At 64.2% G+C, this 20,107-nt stretch carries 18 protein-coding genes and 2 pseudogenes; 4 read left to right on the forward strand and 16 right to left on the reverse strand.

What is annotated here, in order from left to right:
- Positions 1 to 437: 437 nt before the first annotated feature.
- Both LUZ64_RS35080 and LUZ64_RS35085 read right to left on the reverse strand, forming a co-directional pair.
- Positions 438 to 1,340, reverse strand: a complete 903-nt coding sequence (locus tag LUZ64_RS35080; protein ID WP_095579680.1) for a radical SAM protein — start codon at positions 1,338 to 1,340, stop codon at positions 438 to 440.
- Between the two features lie 111 nt (positions 1,341 to 1,451).
- Positions 1,452 to 2,155, reverse strand: a pseudogene (locus tag LUZ64_RS35085) (HAD family hydrolase).
- Positions 2,156 to 2,618: 463 nt separating this feature from the next.
- Between LUZ64_RS35085 and LUZ64_RS37675 the strand changes: the two are divergent.
- Positions 2,619 to 2,999 (forward strand): hypothetical protein, encoded by a 381-nt coding sequence (locus LUZ64_RS37675; RefSeq protein WP_308251438.1) that lies wholly within the window; start codon positions 2,619 to 2,621, stop codon positions 2,997 to 2,999.
- Positions 3,000 to 3,013: 14 nt separating this feature from the next.
- Entirely contained in the window at positions 3,014 to 3,481 is a 468-nt protein-coding gene (locus tag LUZ64_RS35095) for an NUDIX hydrolase (protein WP_095579679.1), read from the forward strand.
- On the opposite strand, the gene LUZ64_RS35100 is transcribed toward LUZ64_RS35095, so the two are convergent.
- Positions 3,448 to 4,053 carry an HD domain-containing protein gene (locus tag LUZ64_RS35100; RefSeq protein WP_095579678.1) on the reverse strand — a complete coding sequence of 202 codons (606 nt, stop codon included), beginning with the start codon at positions 4,051 to 4,053 and terminating at the stop codon, positions 3,448 to 3,450. The two genes, LUZ64_RS35095 and LUZ64_RS35100, sit on opposite strands and share 34 nt — an antisense overlap.
- 204 nt (positions 4,054 to 4,257) lie before the next feature.
- Here LUZ64_RS35100 and LUZ64_RS35105 point away from each other — a divergent pair, with 204 nt between their 5' ends.
- Positions 4,258 to 4,716: a PPC domain-containing DNA-binding protein gene (locus LUZ64_RS35105; RefSeq protein ID WP_095579677.1), complete on the forward strand. Its 459-nt coding sequence runs from the start codon at positions 4,258 to 4,260 to the stop codon at positions 4,714 to 4,716.
- A 123-nt stretch (positions 4,717 to 4,839) separates the two neighbouring features.
- On the opposite strand, the gene LUZ64_RS35110 is transcribed toward LUZ64_RS35105, so the two are convergent.
- From LUZ64_RS35110 to LUZ64_RS35135, 6 genes are all read right to left on the reverse strand, one after another.
- Positions 4,840 to 6,381 (reverse strand): PIN-like domain-containing protein, encoded by a 1,542-nt coding sequence (locus tag LUZ64_RS35110; RefSeq protein ID WP_143593047.1) that lies wholly within the window; start codon positions 6,379 to 6,381, stop codon positions 4,840 to 4,842.
- A 47-nt stretch (positions 6,382 to 6,428) separates the two neighbouring features.
- Positions 6,429 to 7,046: a hypothetical protein gene (locus tag LUZ64_RS35115; protein ID WP_143593046.1), complete on the reverse strand. Its 618-nt coding sequence runs from the start codon at positions 7,044 to 7,046 to the stop codon at positions 6,429 to 6,431.
- Positions 7,047 to 7,063: 17 nt separating this feature from the next.
- Positions 7,064 to 8,725, reverse strand: a complete 1,662-nt coding sequence (locus LUZ64_RS35120) for a DEAD/DEAH box helicase (RefSeq protein WP_095579674.1) — start codon at positions 8,723 to 8,725, stop codon at positions 7,064 to 7,066.
- A gap of 11 nt (positions 8,726 to 8,736) precedes the next feature.
- Positions 8,737 to 11,076, reverse strand: coding sequence for an ATP-binding protein (locus tag LUZ64_RS35125; RefSeq protein WP_095579673.1), 2,340 nt, complete (start codon positions 11,074 to 11,076; stop codon positions 8,737 to 8,739).
- Between the two features lie 206 nt (positions 11,077 to 11,282).
- Positions 11,283 to 12,074 carry a very short patch repair endonuclease gene (locus LUZ64_RS35130; protein ID WP_170116688.1) on the reverse strand — a complete coding sequence of 264 codons (792 nt, stop codon included), beginning with the start codon at positions 12,072 to 12,074 and terminating at the stop codon, positions 11,283 to 11,285.
- Positions 12,071 to 13,381: a DNA cytosine methyltransferase gene (locus LUZ64_RS35135; protein WP_095579672.1), complete on the reverse strand. Its 1,311-nt coding sequence runs from the start codon at positions 13,379 to 13,381 to the stop codon at positions 12,071 to 12,073. The genes LUZ64_RS35130 and LUZ64_RS35135 overlap by 4 nt, the downstream gene beginning before the upstream one ends.
- A gap of 377 nt (positions 13,382 to 13,758) precedes the next feature.
- Between LUZ64_RS35135 and LUZ64_RS37680 the strand changes: the two are divergent.
- Positions 13,759 to 14,210: pseudogene (locus LUZ64_RS37680) on the forward strand (hypothetical protein).
- Between the two features lie 275 nt (positions 14,211 to 14,485).
- On the opposite strand, the gene LUZ64_RS35145 reads toward LUZ64_RS37680, so the two are convergent.
- The 7 genes from LUZ64_RS35145 to LUZ64_RS37925 all read right to left on the reverse strand — a co-directional run bounded on the left by LUZ64_RS35145 (position 14,486) and on the right by LUZ64_RS37925 (position 20,085).
- Positions 14,486 to 14,734: a hypothetical protein gene (locus LUZ64_RS35145; RefSeq protein ID WP_095579671.1), complete on the reverse strand. Its 249-nt coding sequence runs from the start codon at positions 14,732 to 14,734 to the stop codon at positions 14,486 to 14,488.
- A gap of 429 nt (positions 14,735 to 15,163) precedes the next feature.
- A complete protein-coding gene (locus LUZ64_RS35150) occupies positions 15,164 to 15,376 on the reverse strand; it encodes a hypothetical protein (protein ID WP_143593045.1) in 213 nt (70 codons plus the stop codon).
- Between the two features lie 120 nt (positions 15,377 to 15,496).
- Positions 15,497 to 16,087 carry a hypothetical protein gene (locus tag LUZ64_RS35155; protein ID WP_095579669.1) on the reverse strand — a complete coding sequence of 197 codons (591 nt, stop codon included), beginning with the start codon at positions 16,085 to 16,087 and terminating at the stop codon, positions 15,497 to 15,499.
- Between the two features lie 134 nt (positions 16,088 to 16,221).
- Complete coding sequence (locus LUZ64_RS35160; protein WP_170116687.1) at positions 16,222 to 17,088, reverse strand: bifunctional DNA primase/polymerase; 867 nt, start codon at positions 17,086 to 17,088, stop codon at positions 16,222 to 16,224.
- Between the two features lie 482 nt (positions 17,089 to 17,570).
- A complete protein-coding gene (locus LUZ64_RS35165) occupies positions 17,571 to 18,863 on the reverse strand; it encodes an AICE element replication initiation protein (RefSeq protein WP_143593044.1) in 1,293 nt (430 codons plus the stop codon).
- A gap of 197 nt (positions 18,864 to 19,060) precedes the next feature.
- Complete coding sequence (locus tag LUZ64_RS35170; RefSeq protein WP_143593043.1) at positions 19,061 to 19,330, reverse strand: hypothetical protein; 270 nt, start codon at positions 19,328 to 19,330, stop codon at positions 19,061 to 19,063.
- A 32-nt stretch (positions 19,331 to 19,362) separates the two neighbouring features.
- Complete coding sequence (locus LUZ64_RS37925; RefSeq protein ID WP_372478761.1) at positions 19,363 to 20,085, reverse strand: helix-turn-helix domain-containing protein; 723 nt, start codon at positions 20,083 to 20,085, stop codon at positions 19,363 to 19,365.
- Positions 20,086 to 20,107: the final 22 nt, after the last annotated feature.

Here is a 20,107-nt window from a genome sequence, read left to right on the forward strand (position 1 = left end):
ACTCCGCGCGATGCTCCATCACCAGCCGCACAGCCTGGCTACGAAGCGTTGAGTCAATCTTCTTGGGCATGGCGCCCATCCTCTCTGCTAGCTCACAACGGAGCGGCAGAGAAGTCGGAACGGTTCAGGGTAACCCCGAGCCGAGCACCCATGGCCCGGTGGGTGGCCAGGCAGCGGGCGAAGTAGCTTTCGATTACGACCGGGGTGCCTTCGGCCAGGTGCCTGACGATCTGCCGGGTCGACGCGAACAACGCGGACAAGTACAAGCACATCCGCGTGTCCGGACAATCCTGCCGGTCCACGAGGCGACGCAGCTGGTGGTACGGGGGCGGGATGGTGGGGACCAGGACCGCGCTGCGGGCCTCCGCGAGAAGCGGCGCGCCACGGTGGTCTTGCCGACGCCTCGCAGCCCCTCCAGACTCTCGAACAGTGGGCGGTCAGACATGCGAGTACACCACGTCCGGGATGGCGAGGGCGATCTCGTCCGTTCCTGTGGGGCGGTACTCGATGTGTCCGTTTTTCTTGTCATACCAGAAGGCGTGGGCGTCTTTGCCGACGGCCTTGCACGACAGCGTCAGGGCGCCTCGGGGGTCGGACTCGATCCGCTCCACCGACTTCTCGTTCTGCACGGGGGCGCAGGTGACCTGGGATCCCTCGCCGGAAAGGTCCTCATCCACGACGACGTCGATGCACAAGGCTGCGTCGGCGAGCTGTTCGCGCAACCGCGCGTAGGCGGCCGTGTCGGTGATGGTCAGCTCGGGGTGATCGGCGGCGTTGCCGATCGGCCGCAGGCAGTGCAGTTTCAGCTGCCGTGCCCCGGAGTCCTCCAGGAGCTTGGCCAGCGGGATGACCTCATCGATGTTCTGCCTGTTGACCGTCATCGTGGATCCGGTGGCGACCCCCAGGGAGCGGGCAGCTTCCATGGACTGAAGCGCTGCGGCGAAGCTTCCCCGCTTGCGCAGGGTGTCATTGGTGTGACCAATGCCTTCGAGGGAGATGCGTAGGAAGTCGACGTCGCCGGCGATCTCGGCCAGCCTGCGTTCGATGCGGTAGCCGTTGGTGCAGATCTCCACCTGCATCCCCAGGTCGTGCTTCGCGTGCCGGACGACCTGGGGCAGCTCACGGTAGACGAACGGCTCGCCGCCGAGGAGCGTGACAGCTTCGCTTCCGTACGTCTCGTGCATCAGCCTGAGGAGAGCGGTGGCCTCGTCCGCGCTGAACGAGTCGTTGTGGCTGAGTCGTTCACCATGGAAGCAGAAGGTGCAATTGAAGTTGCATCGGTAGAGCAGCTGTAAGTACAGCATCCGGATCGTCTCGATCCCGGTCACTTCCCTTATCACTGGGCCTCCTCCACCTCGGAGCCTTGAGAACAGTGGCGGGGACGATGTTCGCCTGTCGACGGGGACCTTGAAACCGCGTCCCGGGACGCTTGCGGGACGTCCGGGGACGTTTCACATGCGGCCCGGGGATACCAGGTTTCGGAGGGCTGCCAGCAGGGCCTCGGTGTCACTCAAGTTCGGCAGGACGAGCTCAGCACCGGCGCGGCGGAGGTCGGCCATGGTGTGGATGCCAGAGGCGACCGCCACGACGTGGGAGTCGGAGGCCAGCGCGGCCTCGACGTCGCGGGGTGTGTCTCCTACCAGACCACAGGAGCTTCGGGAGGCGTGTCGTAGGTGGCAGCTACGCGATTGCGAGCGATGCCCACCAGGGCGCTGCGGTCGGTGGAGTCCCCTCCGTACGCTCCGACCGTAAGATCGACCAGAGAATCGAGTCCGAAAGCTGCCAGCTTCACACGTGCGTTGCCGACGATATTGCCGGTCAGGATGGATGAGACCATGCCGGGCTCCGACCGAACGCTCCGCAGAGCCTCCTCGGCCCCGGGCAGCACCCGGCCCCGGCGACGTAGATCCTCGAATCGGCCGGAGCCGGCCGCCTTGAGTGCTGCGGACGTCTCCTCCCAAGGCGGTGGCATAAGACCCTGCCGCTGGAACATCTCCATCATGATCGCTCGGTCAGTGCGGCCCTCGGTGAGAGCGGGTTCTGTAGGGGCCCGACCGGCAAGGGCGGTGAAGGCCGCCGCATAGATCTCCTTACTCACCCCAGAGTTCTCGATGAGCGTGTGGTCGATGTCCCACAAGACGATGAGCGGCGGCACCTTGCCAGCGTAAACGCCTTCGCCGGCAGCAGCGGGGTGGCGATGCTGGACGTGTGGACACTTAGATGCGGCTTGTCGCCACTCTGGGTGTCCGCTTGGATGGTCCCCGTGAACGAGCGACTTCGGATCGTCCTCGGCCAGAGGGGCGTGACGCCTGAGCGCCTCGCTGAGGTCTGCGGCGTTGACCCCAAGACGGTCGGGCGCTGGTTAGGCGGTCGTACCCCGCGACAGCGCCATCGGTGGAAGGTGGCGCAGCACCTGAAGGTGGAGGAGAACTACCTGTGGCCACCCGAGACCGCCCGCGGCCAGGAGGGGACCCGTTCTGAGATCATTGACGTCTACCCTGACCGCGCCAGCGTGCACCGCGATGTGTGGATCTCCCTGCTGCTGGGGGCGGTCGAACAGATAGACGTGCTGGTTCTCCGGAACCTTTTTCGCGCAGACCAATCCCCGCGTCGCAACGATGCTCGGCGAACGGGCCGCGGGTGGAGTGCGTGTACGTCTGTGCTTCGGTGACCCGGGCGGTCAAGCTGTGGCGATCCGGGACCAGGAAGAGGGCATCGATGGAACCCTCGCTGCGAAGATCCGTGCTTCACTCACGTACTACCGGGATTTATCGCATGTCCCCGGATGCGAAGTGCGCCTCCATGACACGACGTTGTACAACTCGCTCTTCCGCTACGACGACAATCTTATGGTGAACACCCACATGTGGGGTATGCCGGCGAGCGCCAACCCGCTCTTCCATCTGCAACGCCTCGACGGCAATGGCTGGTTCGACCGCTACACCGACAGTTTCGATGCGGTCTGGAACACAACCCGTCCCTGGAAACCCAACGAGTAGGAGGTTCACCCGAGATGGGCAGGACCGAGTACTACCACGACCCGAGCGCCCCCAAGGCGAACACACTCATTCCGGCAAGCAACCTTTTGGTCGTCGACGAGAATGGCGCAATCCTCCTCCAGCGCCGTCGTGATACAGGCCAATGGGCCCTGCCGGGAGGAGCGCAAGACATCGGTGAGAGCGCGGCCCAGTGTGCGGTACGGGAGTGCGAGGAGGAAACCGGGATCATAGCGGAGATCACGGGATTCCTCGGCGTGTATTCAAACCCAGCGCACATCGTCGAGTACACCGATGGCGAGATTCGCCAACAGTACGAAGCGGTATATATCGGGCGACCGGTCGGCGGAGCCCCTACCGTGAACGATGAGGCCGATGGGGTTCGCTGGGCCCTCCCGGACGATCTCGCAGCCCTCGATATTCATCCGAGCATGCATGAGCAGATCGGACATTACCTCTCCGGCGCATACCCATATGTGGGATAGGCGGTATTACGGGTATCCAGGCCCGTGGCCTCGACCCGGGCCTGGACCCTCGCCACAGCGGCATGGATCTCGGGGGCAGCGCGCCGGATGAACCGACCGACCAGACTGCCCTCTCCATAGCGTCCCAAGATCTCGTCCACACGGGCGTGGGATGTTGTTCGGGCCCCGTCGGGGGTGGTGGTCATATCGCAGTACACCAGTGCGTCGACCAAGTGCTTCTCTTCCGGGAGGGGGAACTCCATCTCCAGCTCCTGCCGCAGCCCACGTTCGTCTGCCTCGAGCAGGGCGAAGGAATGGTTCGCGACGAGCTGCACGATCAGCTCATCGACGGTGCCCAGCGACCGGAGACAGCGGGCTCCATCCAGCGGGTGGAAGCCGGTCGCGGCCAGCGCCGGCGCGTAACCGATGTCATGGAGCACGGCGGCTGCCGCGAGCGTGTTCGAGTAGGCTCCCGTGATCGGCGACAGGAACGCGGCCCGTGAGGCGACTCCTCGACTATGGGCCCAGCGCCGGGGAAGGCTGGCCCCGAGCAGGGACTCTGCCAGTTCCTCGGCCCACTTGACGCTCTGCATGTTGCCCCCCAATGCGTTGGTAGCCGAAGTATCTCGGAGGTGACGTCAAGATCACGCCCTGGCAGCTGACTTACCGAAGAGCGGGTGAAGGCTATGCCCGCGTACAAGCGGCACATATGCGCTGGTCCGGGCCCGACGATGAGCGCGTGAACGGAACGGCGGCAACTGCGTGTTACAGCAAAAACGCCCCAGAAAGGATGGCGCATGCGCGCCCACGAACTGACCATCGGCCGGACCTTCGGTGTCACCTTCGACCACGGTGAGGACTTCTTCGAGGCCCTCACCGCCTTCTGTCGCGAGCACGGCGTGCGGCAGGGGTACATCCCCTCGTTCATCGGCGCCTTCGCGGAAGCCGAGATCGTTGGAGCCTGCGAGAAGCTTGAGAACCCGGACGCGCCGGTCTGGTCCAAGACGTACGTCACCAACGTCGAGGTGTTCGGGGCCGGCACGCTCGCCCACGATCCCCAGACCGGCGCCATCCTGCCGCACATCCACGTCTCCGCCGGCCTGAAGGCGCACTCCGCCGACGGGCGTACGAGCCACCTCCTCAGCGCGAAGATCCAGTTCCTCAGCGAGCTGCTGGTGGTCGAAGTCGTGGCGCCCAACATGACCAGGCCGCGTAACCCTGATATGTATGACGTGCCGCTGCTCACCTTCCACTGACAGAGAAGTGAGGAACAGCTGGTTCCTGCGGGAGTCCCGTTCTTACGCATAGGCATCGGTGCGGGCCCAAGCCGACGGAGAGAGCGGGAACTGCTGCGACTGCGGTGGTGGCCCCGTTACAGCTCACATGGGGTATTCAGGATTTGGGATCATGCTTCTGTGCAGATATTCGAGATCGATTCCGGACCGCTCGGCCAGTTGAGTCTGCTGGTGCTGTTCTTCAGTGGTAACGGCGGTGTCACCATCGCGGGTCGTTACGACTATGGCTGGCCGTTCCTGTGACTCGATGGTCTTGTTCAGGGCGGCTCCGATGAGATCGCGGAATGTGCGTGGGTGACCCCAGCAGATGTACCGTGTAGTGGTTCCGTTCGTGGCGTAGCAGTGCATGGGTTTCTCGCCCATGGAGTCGGGCTCGACGCCCCACTCGGGGCCGCAGACGGATTTGACGACCTCGTCGGGGCCCCGGAAACGCATCACCGCGTAAGGAGCGTATTGACCAAACCCCTCCTGCGCGCGGGCGTACTCCCTCATAGGTACATCTTTAATCCAGACGCGAGCTTTTTGTTCCGTCATAAAGGACCGGAGAACGCCGCCCACCTCAGGGTCTTCGACCCACTGCCGGTACTGGTTTGACCTCTCTGTGTTGCTCAGGAAATCCCAATCCATCTCGTGCGCTTGCCGATAGATCTCGAAGAGCACTTTTTCACGGGCTTCCAGAGGAAGTTGTGCCGTGACCAGGTGATCGGTTCGTTCGGATTCTTCGACGGATTCTGGGATGATTTGCATGTTCAGCAGCGAACTTGCCTGCACTAGCAGTCCTGTGTGCTGCAACATGAACAGCTGTTGACGCGTCCGGGATCGGAATTCAGACTGGAGCTCAAGCCTTGGTCCGCGCTGCTGATCTCTCACCTTTCGCCACCAATCCTCTTTTAGATCATTGGTCACGAATAGCACATCGCACTGCCTGCGCGTCGCTTCGATCAGCAGCTGCTCCCACACAATGTAGTCGCCCGCCCCGAGATCCCCGTTCTTTTCTTGGTCCAAATATCCGGGCGGCTCCTTAGCTTGAGCCCGACGCTTGGCTTCTTTCAAAGCGATGGCGTGGTCCTCCTCTGACAGCGGGGAGCCGACCCTGCCCGCCAGCACATTAGAAAGTCTGGAGAGAAGCGCGTCTTGATTGGTGTCTCGGGCATGCGGGATGGTGTCGTTCTCTGCCTGTTCGTTGATCACCTTGCAGATTTTTTCGAATACCGAAGTAAAGTGCTCGATGATCTCGGAGCGGCGCTCGTCTGGAAGGGCGGAACTCTTGGCCCAGACCCGAATGGCGTTAGTCGCGGTCCGCTCTGCTTTTCTCAGCTCCGTTTCAGCGACTTTCGCGCTGTCTTTCGGAGTGTTGAGTGTGGATTCGCGATTGCGCCAGAACTCTGCTACAGCCTGGTGGGGAACCCAGAATCGTTCACCGAGCGTCTCCATGATGGTGAATAGGCCATCTCGTGTTTCCTCGGTGTAGCGATAGAGGTTGAGCAGGACGTTGGCGTCAAAAACGACCATGCCTTTGGCGAGGACGCGGCGGTAATCATCCGACGAAGGTGTGCGGTATCCCTCGAATCCATCGAACAAGCCATATCCGCCGCCCACCGAAGCGCCACTAGCTGATGGTGCCATAGAATCTTCCCCTCCCCGATGCGACTTCCGTGGGCGATCAATATTGGTTAGACACCCATAGCGGGATCGATGTATTCAGGGTTCGGAATCATCGTGCGGTGAAGGTGTGTGATACTGACAGCGCAGTGGTTCGTGATATCAACATGACGTTTGCGATCGGTGGTGGAGATCGACTCGCCGTCCCGCGTGGTGATGACTATGGCTGGACACTCCGTCGAATCGACGGCTTCGTTGATAGCGGCCCAGATGAGGTCGCGGAAAGTTCCAGGGCGCCCCCAGCACACGTAGCGAGTGACGTCTCCGTCGGTCGCGTAACAGTGGTTGGGCTTTTCCCCTATGGAGTCAGGTTTTACGGTCCAGCCGTTCCCGAAAGCGGCCTGGACGATTTCGTCAGCTCCACGGAATCGGTTTACAGCGTAACGGGTGTAGAGGCCGATGCCTTCCTGGGCGCGCGCGTATTCCTTCATGGGTACATCTTTGATCCAGACACGGGCGTCCTTCTCTGGCCCGTACGCGAGCAGAACGCCGCCCACTTTTGGATCCTCGATCCAGCTGCGATATTGAGCGGTCTTCTCGCCGTTGCTCAGGAACTCCCAGTCCAGATCATTGGCTTGCCTGTAGATCTCGTACACAAGGCGTTCGCGAACGGGCGCGGGCAGCTGCATGGGCGGCATTTGAGACGTTACTCCTGAGGGGCGAGGGCGGAGGGAAACTGGAGGCGATGCTCGTCGTACGCTGTCTCGAGGCTGGCCGCGTCCTTGATCCATTCATCCATGAGCGCGGCCACCCGCTGATCACTGAAAACGATCTTAGAGGGGCTGACCTTCGGCAGCGTCTCGATCTCGCCATCACTGTCCAGAGAGCGCTTGAGGTTAAGAGCGGCCGCGATACGACGGAGGTCGCTGACGAAGTCCAGTACCGTGACGCGCTCCTTCCCCTCGCGTAGGCGGAGCCCCCGGCCGAGCTGCTGTACGAAGATGCGACGAGAGTGTGTGACGCGGGCGAAGCAGAGGATGTTGACATCTGGCACGTCAACGCCTTCGTTGAGGATGTCGACCGAGGTGAGGATGGGCACCTCACCTGAGCGGAACGCCAGGAGACGATTCTGACGTTCCCGTTTCGGAAGGCCGGCATGGATGGCGGCGGCGCCGGACCACAACGGATTACGGCGCAGCAGGTCAGCTAGTCGTTCGGCGTGTTCGATGGTGCGACAGAAGACGATGGCACGCGGCTTTTCCGTCGTAGCCCAAGCCGCAGCGAGTTCGTCGCGGACAGCCTCGTCCCGCTGGGGGAGGAAGAGTTTGGCGTTGAGTTCGGCGAGGCCGTATTCGTGATCGCTTGCCTGGCGAACCGTGTCCCAGTCGACGTCGTCGACGAACAAGCGGTAGTCGACTTGTGCGAGATAGCCGCGCCGCATGCCTTCTTCGATGCCAAGACTGAAGCTGGGCTCACCTAGTTGATGAGTGATGTCATGGCTGTCACCGCGCCATGGGGTCGCTGTGACGCCGAGATGACGCGACTCACGCAGAACGTTGAGCAGCTCGTCGTACTGGCCGTCTTCGCCGATGTGGTGGGCTTCGTCGATCAGGACAAAGCCAGGGCGGTACCCGAAGCGCGCGGCGGCCAAGGCTGAACCGACGGTCGCGCAGGTGAGCCCGGAGAGATCGTCCGGGCGGCTGTCTCCCGTGAGGAGGCGAGTAGGCACATCCTTCGGCAGATGTCGCCAGAGTGCTCGTTCCAGTTGTTGGACGAGGTCTTTCGCGTGAGCGACCACGAGCACTTTCCCCTTCGGGGCGCGACGCAAGTGCTCGGCGATCACCTCACCGCCAACGACGGTCTTACCCAGGCCGGTGGCGAGGACGAGCAGGGCGCGACCAGTCGCGTCGAGGTCGGTGTTGATGGCTTCCAGGGCCTCGGCTTGGTACGACCGTGGAGTGATCCGCCCGAAGCCCTCAGGCAACCGGTCGAAGCTAGTGGATAGGTCGGCGCTTCCCCAGAGCATGATCCCGGGGCCGAGGCGAGCGAGATCTCCCACCCGGCGGCGAGCCTCCGGACTGAAGCGGGTGTTCGTGACCACTACCGCGCGGTGGGCACGATAGTAGTCGCGAGCGCGGGCGATTTCGTCCACGGCTTCGGCACCTACGGCGCCACTCCGCTTCCATTTGCACTGGAGCACCCAAGTCTCGCCCCTGAACTGGGCCAGGATGTCACCTCCCTGATCACCGGAGCCATCGATGTTGGAAACATCTGTGAAGCCCAGGTGCCAGAGAAGCCGTTCGATTCGGCGAGGGAACTGTAGCGGCCCGACGTCCAACAAGGATCCGGCATCGAGGAACCCTGACACTTGGCGCCTCTCTACGCGTTGTCGGTGATTAGGTCACGGCCGATCAGGCGGCAGCTGATGCGAATCCTGGAGAGCTCTTCCACATCGAGGCGCGGGCGGTGCTGTTCGAGTAGAGCGAGGTCGCTCAAGGGGTTGGCGAGGCGCTCGACGACGAGCGCTTTCGCTTCGGGATCACTCAGCGCCACGTATCCGCGCTTGAAGACTGTGCCGTCCAGGAAACTCTGAGGAGACTCCTGGATGATTCGGATCAGTGCGCTGGCTGGCGTATAGCGGATGAAATCCCCGTTGGTGAGCGCGTCATTCCATGAGAAATCCCCACCGGACTGAACCGCGAACTTGCGCTCGGCCCTGGCTCGTTCGTCCTGTGTGAGCAGTAGCCAGTGAACAGCGGGGTTCTCCGAAATGGGTGCCACCATGGCCCCGCGCACGTGGTCCAACAAGCGCTCCGACTCCTCAGCCATCGCGGCAGGGGTCAGTCGAGGGCTGCCGGTCTGTGCTTTGAGCTGAGCGATGATTTCCGTGAGAGGCATCGCGAGGCTATTCGCACGCACCCGCATGTACTCAGCGACCTCGACAAGGGCCAAGTCGCGGAGGTCGGCGCCATTCTCTCGGAACAGCGGGTGCCCGGTGTCGACGAAGACCTCCAGGCGTGGCGCGCGGATCATCGACACGATCACGGGGGCGGAGCGACCATCGTTCGTGATGAGTGTCTGCCCTCGGACCGCCCACGCCGCGAGCTCGATGCGGCCAAGCTCCTCCATATAGTAGTCGCCGGCCAAGTCCACGAGCGCCTCAGCATGTCCGCGGTAGCGTTGGAGCCGCTGGTCCATCGTCTCCGCGGGAACGGCATCATCTTCGGCTGTCTCGCCCGGATCGTCGGGGGCAGCACTCCGCGCCCCACCTGACTCTGAAGCGTCCTGGGGCTTGAGGAGATCGGACCCGAAACCGGGCAGGATCTCGTCGTTCTCCTGTGACTCGTCAGCTGTTACCGGGTGGTCATGCTGGTAAGCGGCTCGGTACCAGACTTCATCGTCCTGATAGTCGCGGTCACCCTTCCTCATCAGCTCGGCCCAGACCAGCGCTTTATCGTGAAGCGCGTTACGGCCGTCTCCTGGAATCAGGTAGTTCAGTCCAGCGTCCTGGCGGCGGAATCCGGTGTAGAGCAAGGCGAGCGGGCTGCGGTTTTCCGGAAGGCCGAGTCTCTTGGCGATCTTCGGGCGCAGTGGACTTATACCGCGGACCTCACGCAATACTTGACGCCATTCGACGGTCTCGAACTCGAAGGCGGTCTTCTGGTAGTTGGGGGCTACGTGGTCGCAGTGGATCTCGCCGACGATTCGCCCCATGGGAGTCTTCGAGTCGATGGGGTACTCGAGTTCCGGCTCGGCAAGGCTGTCCTCGTCCTGCCAGCAGAAGACTCTCTTGTCCTTGAGCAGGATCTTCCGTCCATTGCGGAGGAAATCGACACCGTAATCAGTGCGATGGAGGTATCGCTGGATACCGAGCCAACCCCAGATCTTGCGTTCCCGTAGTTCGAGTCGATCCTGGTTGCATTCCTCGCAACGCTCCGCGTCGACTGAACTCCAATAGCCGCACACCATGCACGCCTTCTTGGCGCTGAGGTGGTGTTCGATGTGCTGGACGGCATGGATGTCGACCCCTTGGCGGGTGACCGTACGCTTCTCGTCCCAAACGCAGGGCAGTCGGGGTTTGACCTTCTTACCGTTGAGCGTGAGCAGGAAACCCTTTGTGTGAAGCAGGTAACTGTAGACCTCTCCGAGCTTCTCCCTGATCACGTTTTGAGTTTGCGGGCGGCAGAGCGTCGTGTACTGCTCCTGCTTGAGGTCGCTGATCGTGATCGTGGTGCCGTGCTCGTCCGGGCTGCTCTTGGGCACCGAGCGGTAGGGGGCCTGGTATTCGGCGGAGTCCGCGATCTTGACGAGGTCCAGGGTCACCTCGATCCAATCGGTGTCGCCGGCCCTGCTGGTGCGTACGGTGGTGCGTCGGCCGAGGCGGGCCGTGCTGATGTTGAAACCCATCCCGAACAGGCCGAGCGATCCATGACGACTGTTGCTTGTCCAACCCGCGCTGATGGCGTTGGTCACGGCCTCCAGGCTCATGCCGCGTCCGTTGTCCCGCACCGTGATCTCCGCGGTCGCACGCTGCGAGTTGGCTGGTGGCAGGGAGATGGAGACGGAAGGACGGGCACCGGTGTCACCAGCGGCCTGGAACTCGTCGAAGGAGTTGTCGATCAGCTCGGCCAGGCACTGCCAGTGTGAGAACTCGATGTCGCCGAGCACCCCAAGAATGCGGGGATGTGGCGTGACATTGATGTACTGGTCCTGGATCATGACCAACCTTCGTCTGTGTCTCGAACCTGCTCCCAGCGGGGCGGATCCCGGATCCAACCCGCCACCGGTGTGACAGGCATGGCTGGCCCTGGCTGGGCGCCCATGCTGATCCTTCGTCCCCCCTTGGCCAACCCTAGTAGGTGCCACGGGCACATGGGGTGCGCAGATCGTGATCTTCGCATTCGAGGCGTGCTCGCCTCGCGTGCCTACCCCGGCGCGGATTCGCCGGGGACGCCCCGTACGGCGGCGATGACGCGGCGAGCCACGTCCTCCGGGGCCTCGTGCTCCCAAGCCCGGATGACTGTCCAACCCGCCTCTTCCAGGAGCCGGGTCGTCTCGATGTCCCGCCGCTGATTGCTCTCGAACTTCTTATTCCAGAACTCGGTGTTCCTGGTTGAAGGCCGGTGATGCTCGGGGCAGACGTGCCAGAAGCAGCCGTCGACGAAGACCGCGACCTTCTGCTTGGGGAAGACGACGTCCCCGCTGCGGCGCAGCCCTTCGATCGGTCGCGCGTTCACCCGGTAGCGCAAGCCCTCCTTGTGCAGCAGCGACCGCAACAGCCTCTCGGGCTTGGTGTCCTTGCCCTTGTTGCCTCGCATGGACGCGCGGACGGCCAAGGAAGACGCCTTCGACCCCTTGGGCAAGGCGTCTTCCGCCAGCAGCCCCATGCTCCGAGCCCGTTCCCAAGCAGCGGCCAGATTGGCCGCACGGCTCTCGTGTTCGACCTCGCCGAGGTAAACCTCAGGGGACTTCTTGCCGTCGCCCCAGCGCAACGTGGCTCGAATCCTCCGGGTCTTGGCATAGAGCCTCAAGGAGACCGAGGCGCGGGCGAACCGCCCATCTCCAAGATCGACTAGACGCCGGTGGCTACCGCCGGCCGCCCGGTCTTGCTCTGCGGACTGGGCGGCGCGCGTCCTACCGGGCTTTCCCTTCCAGGCGCGGTCCGGTGGCGTCTTGTCGTTCCAGGATCCCTGGGGCGACTTCGCCGCACCGCTCATGAACGTCCTTCCGCCTTGTCGAGAGCCGCCGCTACAGCGTTGGCGAATACGGCGCCCAGCTTCACCGGGACCGCGTTACCGAGCTGCCGCATCTTCTCTCCCCGAGGGCCTTCCAGCTTCCAGGCGTCGGGGAAGGTCATGACGCGCGCGGTCTCGCGCACGGTCATGTAGCGGTGCCTGTACGTCCAGCCTGTGGGTGATTCGGGGTCGCGGTAACGATCGTCTGTCAACATCACGGACTCGCCGCCAGGCACACCATGCACCCCGGCCTTCACGGTCTTCGCCGGACGGTCCAACGCGTTCGGTGTATGCCCCTTGTAGATGCGGGCGTCAGGCCAGCCGATGTGGTCGGTGAACCCTCCCGCCCGGTACTCCTGACGGTCCAGCCTGTCCCACGGCACCGCTGGGAGCGGCTTACCTTCGTTCTCGTCGATGCCAGCGATCGCGTCGCGGAACGTCCGCCACGGCAGGAACTTCGGGTCTACTTCCAGTTTCTCCTCGGGGAGCCCCGCCATGACCCGGTCCCGTACATGCCTGGGGACTGAAGGGTGGCGTTCCCAGTAGGACCCATCGATCATGGAGTTGGCCAGCGCGTCTTCGTGGTGCGTGGGCGCGACGTCGTTCTGGAACTGCTCGATGTCGATCCCGAGGTCCGCGCGGAAAGCCACGATGATTATGCGTTGCCTGATCTGGGGAACGCCGTAGTCCGCCGCGTTAACCTTCGTCATTACGACTTGGTAGCGCCTCGACGGGTCGGATACCGGCCTCTCTCGGGCCTCACGCAGGTACGTGTCGTGCTCCTGCCAGGAGGTCTCCGGGTTGCGCAACTCGAACGGCATCTCCATCTCGCGCAGGATGTAGTCCAGATACGGCTTGAACGAGGGACGCGTCAGTCCCTTGACGTTCTCGCAGATGACAGCTTTGGGCTGGATCTCGCGCATCGCTCGGAACATCTCCGGAAACATGTTCCGCTTGTCCTCGTCGCCCTTGGCGACACCGCCAAGGCTGAAGGGCTGGCAAGGTGGGCCGCCCGCGAGTACGTCGACCTTGCCGTGCAGGTAGCTCATGTCGAGACTCTGTACGTCCCCCTCTACTAGGGGCCAAGGCTCGCCCGGTTCAGGGATCGCTTCGCTCTCGCCCCGGGGCTTCGCCCCGTTGGCCTGCAAGGTCTGGCAGGCCCGCTTCGCGAACTCGTTGAACAGTAGCGGCCGGAAGCCCGCGCTGTGGACAGCCATCGCCAAGCCTCCCGCGCCGGCGAACAACTCGACACCGGTACGACTGTTTGACTCTTCCCGCAGCTCAGACATTGTGAAAGCATACCGCGGAAATAGCGATCATCAAGCCCATCGTGGGAATGGATCGCTCTGACTCGTGGGCAGCCCAGATCTAGGTGCCAGCTGTGTCGCGCGCGTCGTCTCCTGTCAAGGCCGCGCACCTGGGAATCAGGGCCAAGGGCTCCATCGGGTGTCAGCTGGCCACGCGCTTCACTCGCGCGCCCATTTCTTGACAAACGTCGGCTTCGTCACGAGCCAGCCAGGCCAGCGCTCCGGCGTTGGGAGTGGTGGCCTGGCTGGTCCTCGCTCTCCCCGGGAGGCCGCGCATACCGTCGGTCGTCGGACTACTGGAACAGCACGAGCTCGCCGCTCGGTGTCGAGTCGACGAACTGCGTGAGGAGACCGACCGCATCCAGGCCGAGTTGGCCGCAGCCGAGCTGGGATGGCAAGAATGGGTGATCGCCCGCAGGCGGGTCGATGCCGTGCTGTCTCCGGACGGCGGCACCACCGCCGACACGGAGGCCACCGAAGATCCGCAGGATGGGGTGCGCCCTCGGCGCCCCGGGATGCGGCGAAGCCGAAGTCGCAGGTGCCGGTGTGGCGTGAGGGGCTGGCCTGGTCGGTGCTGTCGGTGGACTACCAGCGCATCCTTGAGGCGCTCGCGGGCCGCGTCCGGCTCGGTCAAGGGCCGCTGACCTGCCAGGAGATGGCCGCTTTGTTCGGTATGGATGTGGTGCCGGCGCGGGTGGAAGCACTGCGGTCGAAGGCGAAGCGGCTGGTGGCACGCGGCTGGCTGGCCGAGCCAGCGTCCGGGCGGTTCACATTCGCCCGCGGCGTGAGCGGGCCAGGCGGCGGGTCATGAGCAGGGTCTTCGACCAGCAGATCATCGTCTCGGCGCTGGCGGTGCGGCGTTCGAAGTCGCGTGTCTCGGTGTGAACATCGATGAGCTCGAGACCCTCCGGTCGCAAAGGTTGCGTGAGCAAGGGGGCTTTGGCGGTCGTGTCGTATGGATCGGCAACGCAGAAACGTGTTGATCTCAGACCATAGACCGACCCGGACCGTCGAACAGCCCGGCGTAGACGGGAGCTGCAATGTTGTGTGAGCCGCCAAACAGCCTGTCCGGTCGCGGGCGGGACATCAGGCATCCTCGTACATTTCCCCGCTGAGAATGTCCTGCGTCATTCTGGCAATCATGTCGCGCCGAGTCTTATCGCCCGCAGTCGGCGCAGGGTAATCACTCGGCAGCCCACGTTCAACGATGTCGACGATGTCGCTGGGCTGGAATGTGACCTTCGAGTCCACGGTCAGGTGCGCAACAGACTCAACTGCACGCTCTGTGCGGGCGATCAGGTCGAGAACGAGGGATTCGTAGTCGCTGATGGGCATATGCGGAACCTTATAGATGAATCAACTGGTATGTGCTGCGGCGCGCTGCGACGCAGTCGTCCTCGTTGAGGATCGACAGCCCTCGAACGGGCTGGTCTGGTGGTTCAGCGTCATCCTCCGCTCCGCGCTCGGAGGCCAACGGCGCTCCTGCGTTCAGGCCGGCTGTAGAGGCAGTGCCTCTGGCGGGATGCTGGCGGAGAGTCGTGCTCGCTCCCGCACCCTGCCCTGTGCAGTTTCTCCGTCATGTGCTGGGCCCCGTTGTGTCGGCTGCCGGCCTACGTCAGGCCGACCCGGCCGCCTCACCGCGAATCCCACTCGTACCCCTCGAGGTCGTCCCAGTCGGGTGCGGCTTCGCGGTCGTCATCGAGGACGTCGTGGAGCTCGTCGCCGTTCTCATCGTCCACCCTGTCGTTCCTCCTTGTCGCCGCTTCAACGAGGGTGCGGGCCGGGGGCGCGGCGGTGTGCCTCGGCCAGTTGCTCGGCCTCACGCCTCTTGTGGGAGTGGTACAGCCTGCGTTCCGCCAATGCCTGGTCTTCTCTCCGGTGCTTCTCCCGCAGCAGCTGTTCGGCCTGCTGTTGCCTGGCCAACGTCGAGCGCGCCGCCCGGGGATTGGCGCCGATGGCCTCAGTGGTACGTAGCACCTGCTGGGCTACTTCGACGGCCAGGGCAGCCGCTCTCTCACGGCGCCCTCGTTCCGGAGTCCACGCCGTCGTCGTCATTGTGATCAACCTCCTTGGCGATGCCCACACTCGTGATGGTGTTCATGACTGCTCAGCTGGAGGCAGCGACGTGCGATGACGCTCCTCCAGTAGGCGTGCCAGCTTTTGCCGCGCCTGGTCGTCGAGGACTTCATCCAGGACCTCACACAGCTCTGCCCACACGCCACTCCCGATGGCATCCGCGAGCGTAGGGGCTGCGAGGGAGGGCGCCACGTCCGTGTCCTGGCCGTAGTAGGTGCGGGCGCGGTCTGTGATGGCCTTGGAGACGGCAACGAGTCCATCGAGCTGGCGCTGGACCGGCAGTTCGTGCACGCGGCCGGCCACAGGGGCCAGGTTCCGGGCGGTCTCGACGAGGGCAAGGTCGGTGACGAGCATGCCCTCGCGGTGGGCGTGACGGGCTCGCAGGCGGATCATGTAGGCCTGCTGCTGGTCGAAGTCCCGAGCCCGTTCGGTCCAGCGTCCGTGGGCTGCGAGGCGCCGGGCGTGGCCGTAGGAGATGCCTTGCTGCTGGGCGTAGTCAACGAGGTTCCGGGCGGGGCCCATGTCGAGGAACTTCTTGAACCGGGCGTAGTCCTCGTCTGTCTCTCCGTCCCGGCGTACCCACCAGGCGGCGGGCTCCTCGATGGTGGTCACCCCGTTCACCTCTTGTGGATATTTCGAATATATCGTCACGCATTGTTCGATTCATGGTAAATGGTGCACATGAGGCGGATTCGGTAGTGCTGGGGCCGGGGTGCGTGGCCCCAGCACGGCAGAGTTGCGCGTATTCAGCGGCACCGGCCGTGTCCATGTCCGGGATGGGGGCGCTCGCTGCCCGAGTGGATTGAGTCGTCGATCAGGCGGTCCACTTCGCGGCTCCCGGCTTTCTGCTCGTAGCCGCACGCGTGGGCGGCGGCCTTCATCTCGGTGCGGATCTCGGCTTCGGTCAGGCAGCCGCACGGAACGTACCCGGCCATGGCGTATGTCTTGTCGCGCAGAGCGGTGCGGCGCCCGTCGGTCAGGCCCGCGATGCGTTTGCAGCAGGAGGCGAGGACGCGGCGGGCTTTGGCCTTGGGGCTGCCGCCTTTGGTGTCGAGACGGGTGCGATAGCCGCCCGGGGGCGGCACCGGCTTGGGCATCTTCTTGAGCAGGACCCGGCGTACGGCCGGCGGCAGAGGCACCGGAGTGTCGGGCCAGTCCGGCAGGTGCCATAGATACGAGCCACGCTTGGTGCGGCTCGGCCCTACCAGCACGTATCCGCGCCATTTCACATCGACGCATCCTTCGTACTTGTTGCCGAACTCGAGGTCTTTGAACTGAGTGTCGTCCAGCTCGAAGAACAGGTGGTTGCCGCCCGAGGGGGTGGTCGCCGTCAGTGTGCAAGGGAACTCGCGCAACGCCTGATCGGCCTCTTCCCACGTGTGCACCGTGCGTCCGTGCCGCTCAGCCCACGCATCACGCTTGAGCTGTTCGATCGCGGTCATCGGGCGTTCCACTGAGCACAACGGGTCCTGCTTCAGGACGTCGTCACGGGGGTCGTAGTCCAGAACGATCACACGGTTAGTGATCGCCGGTGCGGCGATGTTCCAGTCTCTGTGCGGCCCGGAGAACCAGCGGCGGACCTTGTCGATGTCGGCGGATGCCAGGCGTGGCACAGCATGTCCCGCTCGTGGCAGGGACAGCCGTAGCGCAGGTGCCGGTCGCGGGTTGCGGGCACCCTGCACTCGGTGCATGAGGGGGCCGGGCTCTTGCAGCGGTCAGGGTGCCGGGGGTCGTACGGGGGCGTCGGGAAGATCTGGATTCCGTGTGAGGCGTAGGCCACGGCCTTGTCGAGGATGGCCTGCTCGTGCTCGTTCATCGCACGGGGAGCTCTCTTGTAGTGCCGAGGGAGGAGGGGCTGAGAGGCGGTTCACCCTCGATTCACCCCTCCTGCGAGTCTGTGGCCTGCGCAAACGTCGCCTGGGGTGAACAGGATGAACCCAGGCCGTCTCTCTTCGCCGCGAAGGGCTGGCGCGGTGATGGGGCCCGGACTTCAGCTGAAGAAGAATCTGTTCACCCAGTTCACCCTGAGCGGCCTTTTTGCAGCCCAGAGCCGATGTAGGGGGGTGAACCGAGGGTGAAGTTGGGTGAACAGCCGTCAATCCGGTTCGGCGCTGCGGGCCCAGGAGAAGACGATCTGGTAGCCGTCTTTCCTCCTGTGTTCCTTGTCCGCAGGGAAGATCAGGCGCAGCCCGTGCCGCTGGAGCAGAGCCGGGGCCCCGCGCTCGAGTGCGCCCCGTGCTTCGCGACCGGAGGCCGGCCAGCCCCGAGGTGGCCTCTCGGGGGTCACGACCGATTCCAGGACGCGGGCGGCGATCATGCGCAGGCCGTCCGGGTTGGAGCGGGCGAGGTTCAGGACCGCCTCGAGGAATGGATCGGAGACGATGACCTCTTCGGACATGGCCTGGAACGTGGCCCGGTAGTCGTCGAGCGTCGACCACCCCGCGACTTGGTCGAGAGCGTCGAGCCAGCGGGCGAAGTCCGCCATGCGCGGCAGCGGGTGGGGGTGTGTCTCGGGCAGCTTTTCGAGGACCTGTACGAACAGGTCGAGCAGCGCCTGCACCATGCGCGGTTTGGCCTGTTCGTATGTGGCGTCGAGTTCTTCTTCGCTACGGCGACGATCCCCCAGGGGCTGGGGGTGCAAAGGAAGAATCCGTTCGGCGAGGTCTCCGCGCAGCGCACCCGCGTCGATGGAGGTGATGATGACTGGCCTCCGCAGGGTGATCATGAAGGCGTCGTTGTCCGAGTGCAGTGACCGTTTGATCAGGGCATCGCCTGTCACCGCCCGGCACAGGACATCTGCCATCTGGGCGCTGATGTTGCTGAGATTGTCGATGATGCTGATCCAGCCCGCCGAGGCCCCCGCGATCCAGTCGTCCGCGTTTCTCGGTGGGCCAGCGGTGACAGCCGGACTCACCAGCCCCGCACCGTAGTTGGCCATCTTCGTCTTCGCCGTGCCCTGCTGACCCAAGATCGCCAGGATCGGATGCGCCCGGTCCGGGACCCAGGAGAACAGCAGCCAGGCTACGTAGAGACGGAAGTCGCTCGCGCTCAGATTGAGCAGGCTGCGCAGTACCTCCAGACCGTTCTCGGCATCGTCCTCGTCCTCGTCCTTGACGGCACGGTCGGGGACCACCATTGCCTTGAGAGCGCGGCTGCGCCGGAAGACCGCCCCAGTCGGATGGTCGCCTTCGCGGACCTCCCACCAGCCCGGCTCCGCGACGATCTGCCGCCCGTCCGCCCTGCCGAGGTCGATGACGATGGTTTGCCCGATCCGGCACCCCTCCACATCGTGCCGGGCGGACCTGACCCACACGTGCTCGGCCGGACGCTGGAACGCCTCGGCCCGTAGACAACGGGCGACTTTCGCGAGATCGGTGTCCGAGGGCATCACCCCGTGTCCCTTGTACCACCTGTAGGCGATCTGGTCGGTCAGGCAACCGGGCCCAGGCCGTGCCCTTGTCCGTGTAGCTCAGCTCTGGGGCCGCAGTGAGGTTTCCGGTGACCGTCGTGCGGTTCTCTCCTGCCATTGACTCTTTCTCCTTCGGTTCGTGTGCCCTGGGCGGGCGGGGTAGTGGTGGCGGCAGGTCATTCGGCAGGCAGGGGCCCATCAGCGGCCGGGGGATAGGCGGCGGCGACCAGTTCCTCCGGGGTCACCTCCAGCAAGCGAGCCAGCGCCATCGTGGGGACGAGGTGCCTGGTCCCGATCTCGATACTGGGGAGCTGCCCGGCTCTCACGGCTTGGCTGACCGCAAGCTCGTCGTACTTGAGGGCGCGGGCGACGGCTGACACTTTCAGGGCCAGGCGCGGTGAGATGTCGTTCCGGACAGGCGTCTTGGCCGACGTCGAAGTACGCATGTTGGTCTCCCGGAGGGCTTGCGGCTTCACGACTACGCGCTTCCGCGTGGGGTGTGGCGACGACGTCGAGTTCGGCGGGCGGGAGCTGGCGGTGGGGTCAGTGATTCCGGGTCAGGGTCGGGCACGTATGGCCGTCCCGTGATCAGTTCGAGGACAGCGACCGAGGGAATGCGGATCGCACGCCCGAACTTCACGAAGGGAACGGGGAGTTCGCTGCGTTCGACGAGGTTGTAGAGGTGCCTGGCGCTCGTGTGCGTCAGCGCTGCGAGCTGGCCGACGGACATGAACGGCTCGACGCTCGGGTCGGGGATGCGGGCCGATTGGAGGTCCCCAGCGAACGGGGAACGATCAAGTTCCGGCGTCCGCTGCCGTGGAGCGGCTTTACGAGTGGGACGAGGAGAGATGCCGGTGCTGGCCAGAGCGTCGGCCGTCGCCGAAGAGGACATGTTGATCTCCCGGGGGGACTTGCGGGGAACGCAGGTTCGCGTGCCCGCAATCAGCGATACGCCGCTACCGGGAGGAAGGCCACAAACGAGCATGCCAAAAAGTCGCTTTGGCGTGTCGGACGTGGTGAACGGGTGAAAACTGGGGGATGTCAGGCAATCCTTTGTGATCCCCGGCCGCCCTCGAAGGCGCCTGTGTCGTGTGCCGCTGTGCCCCCGCCGCTGTCGCCGCTGTCGCGCGGTCAGGTCGGGCTGCTCGTGATCAAGGTGTGGAGGGGTGTGCGCAGGGCAGGGGGAGCATGCGCGCGCCATCGGCGGTGCCGTCGCATCCGGC

Source organism: Streptomyces albireticuli (assembly GCF_021228125.1).
Classification (GTDB): Bacteria; Actinomycetota; Actinomycetes; order Streptomycetales; family Streptomycetaceae; genus Streptomyces; species Streptomyces albireticuli.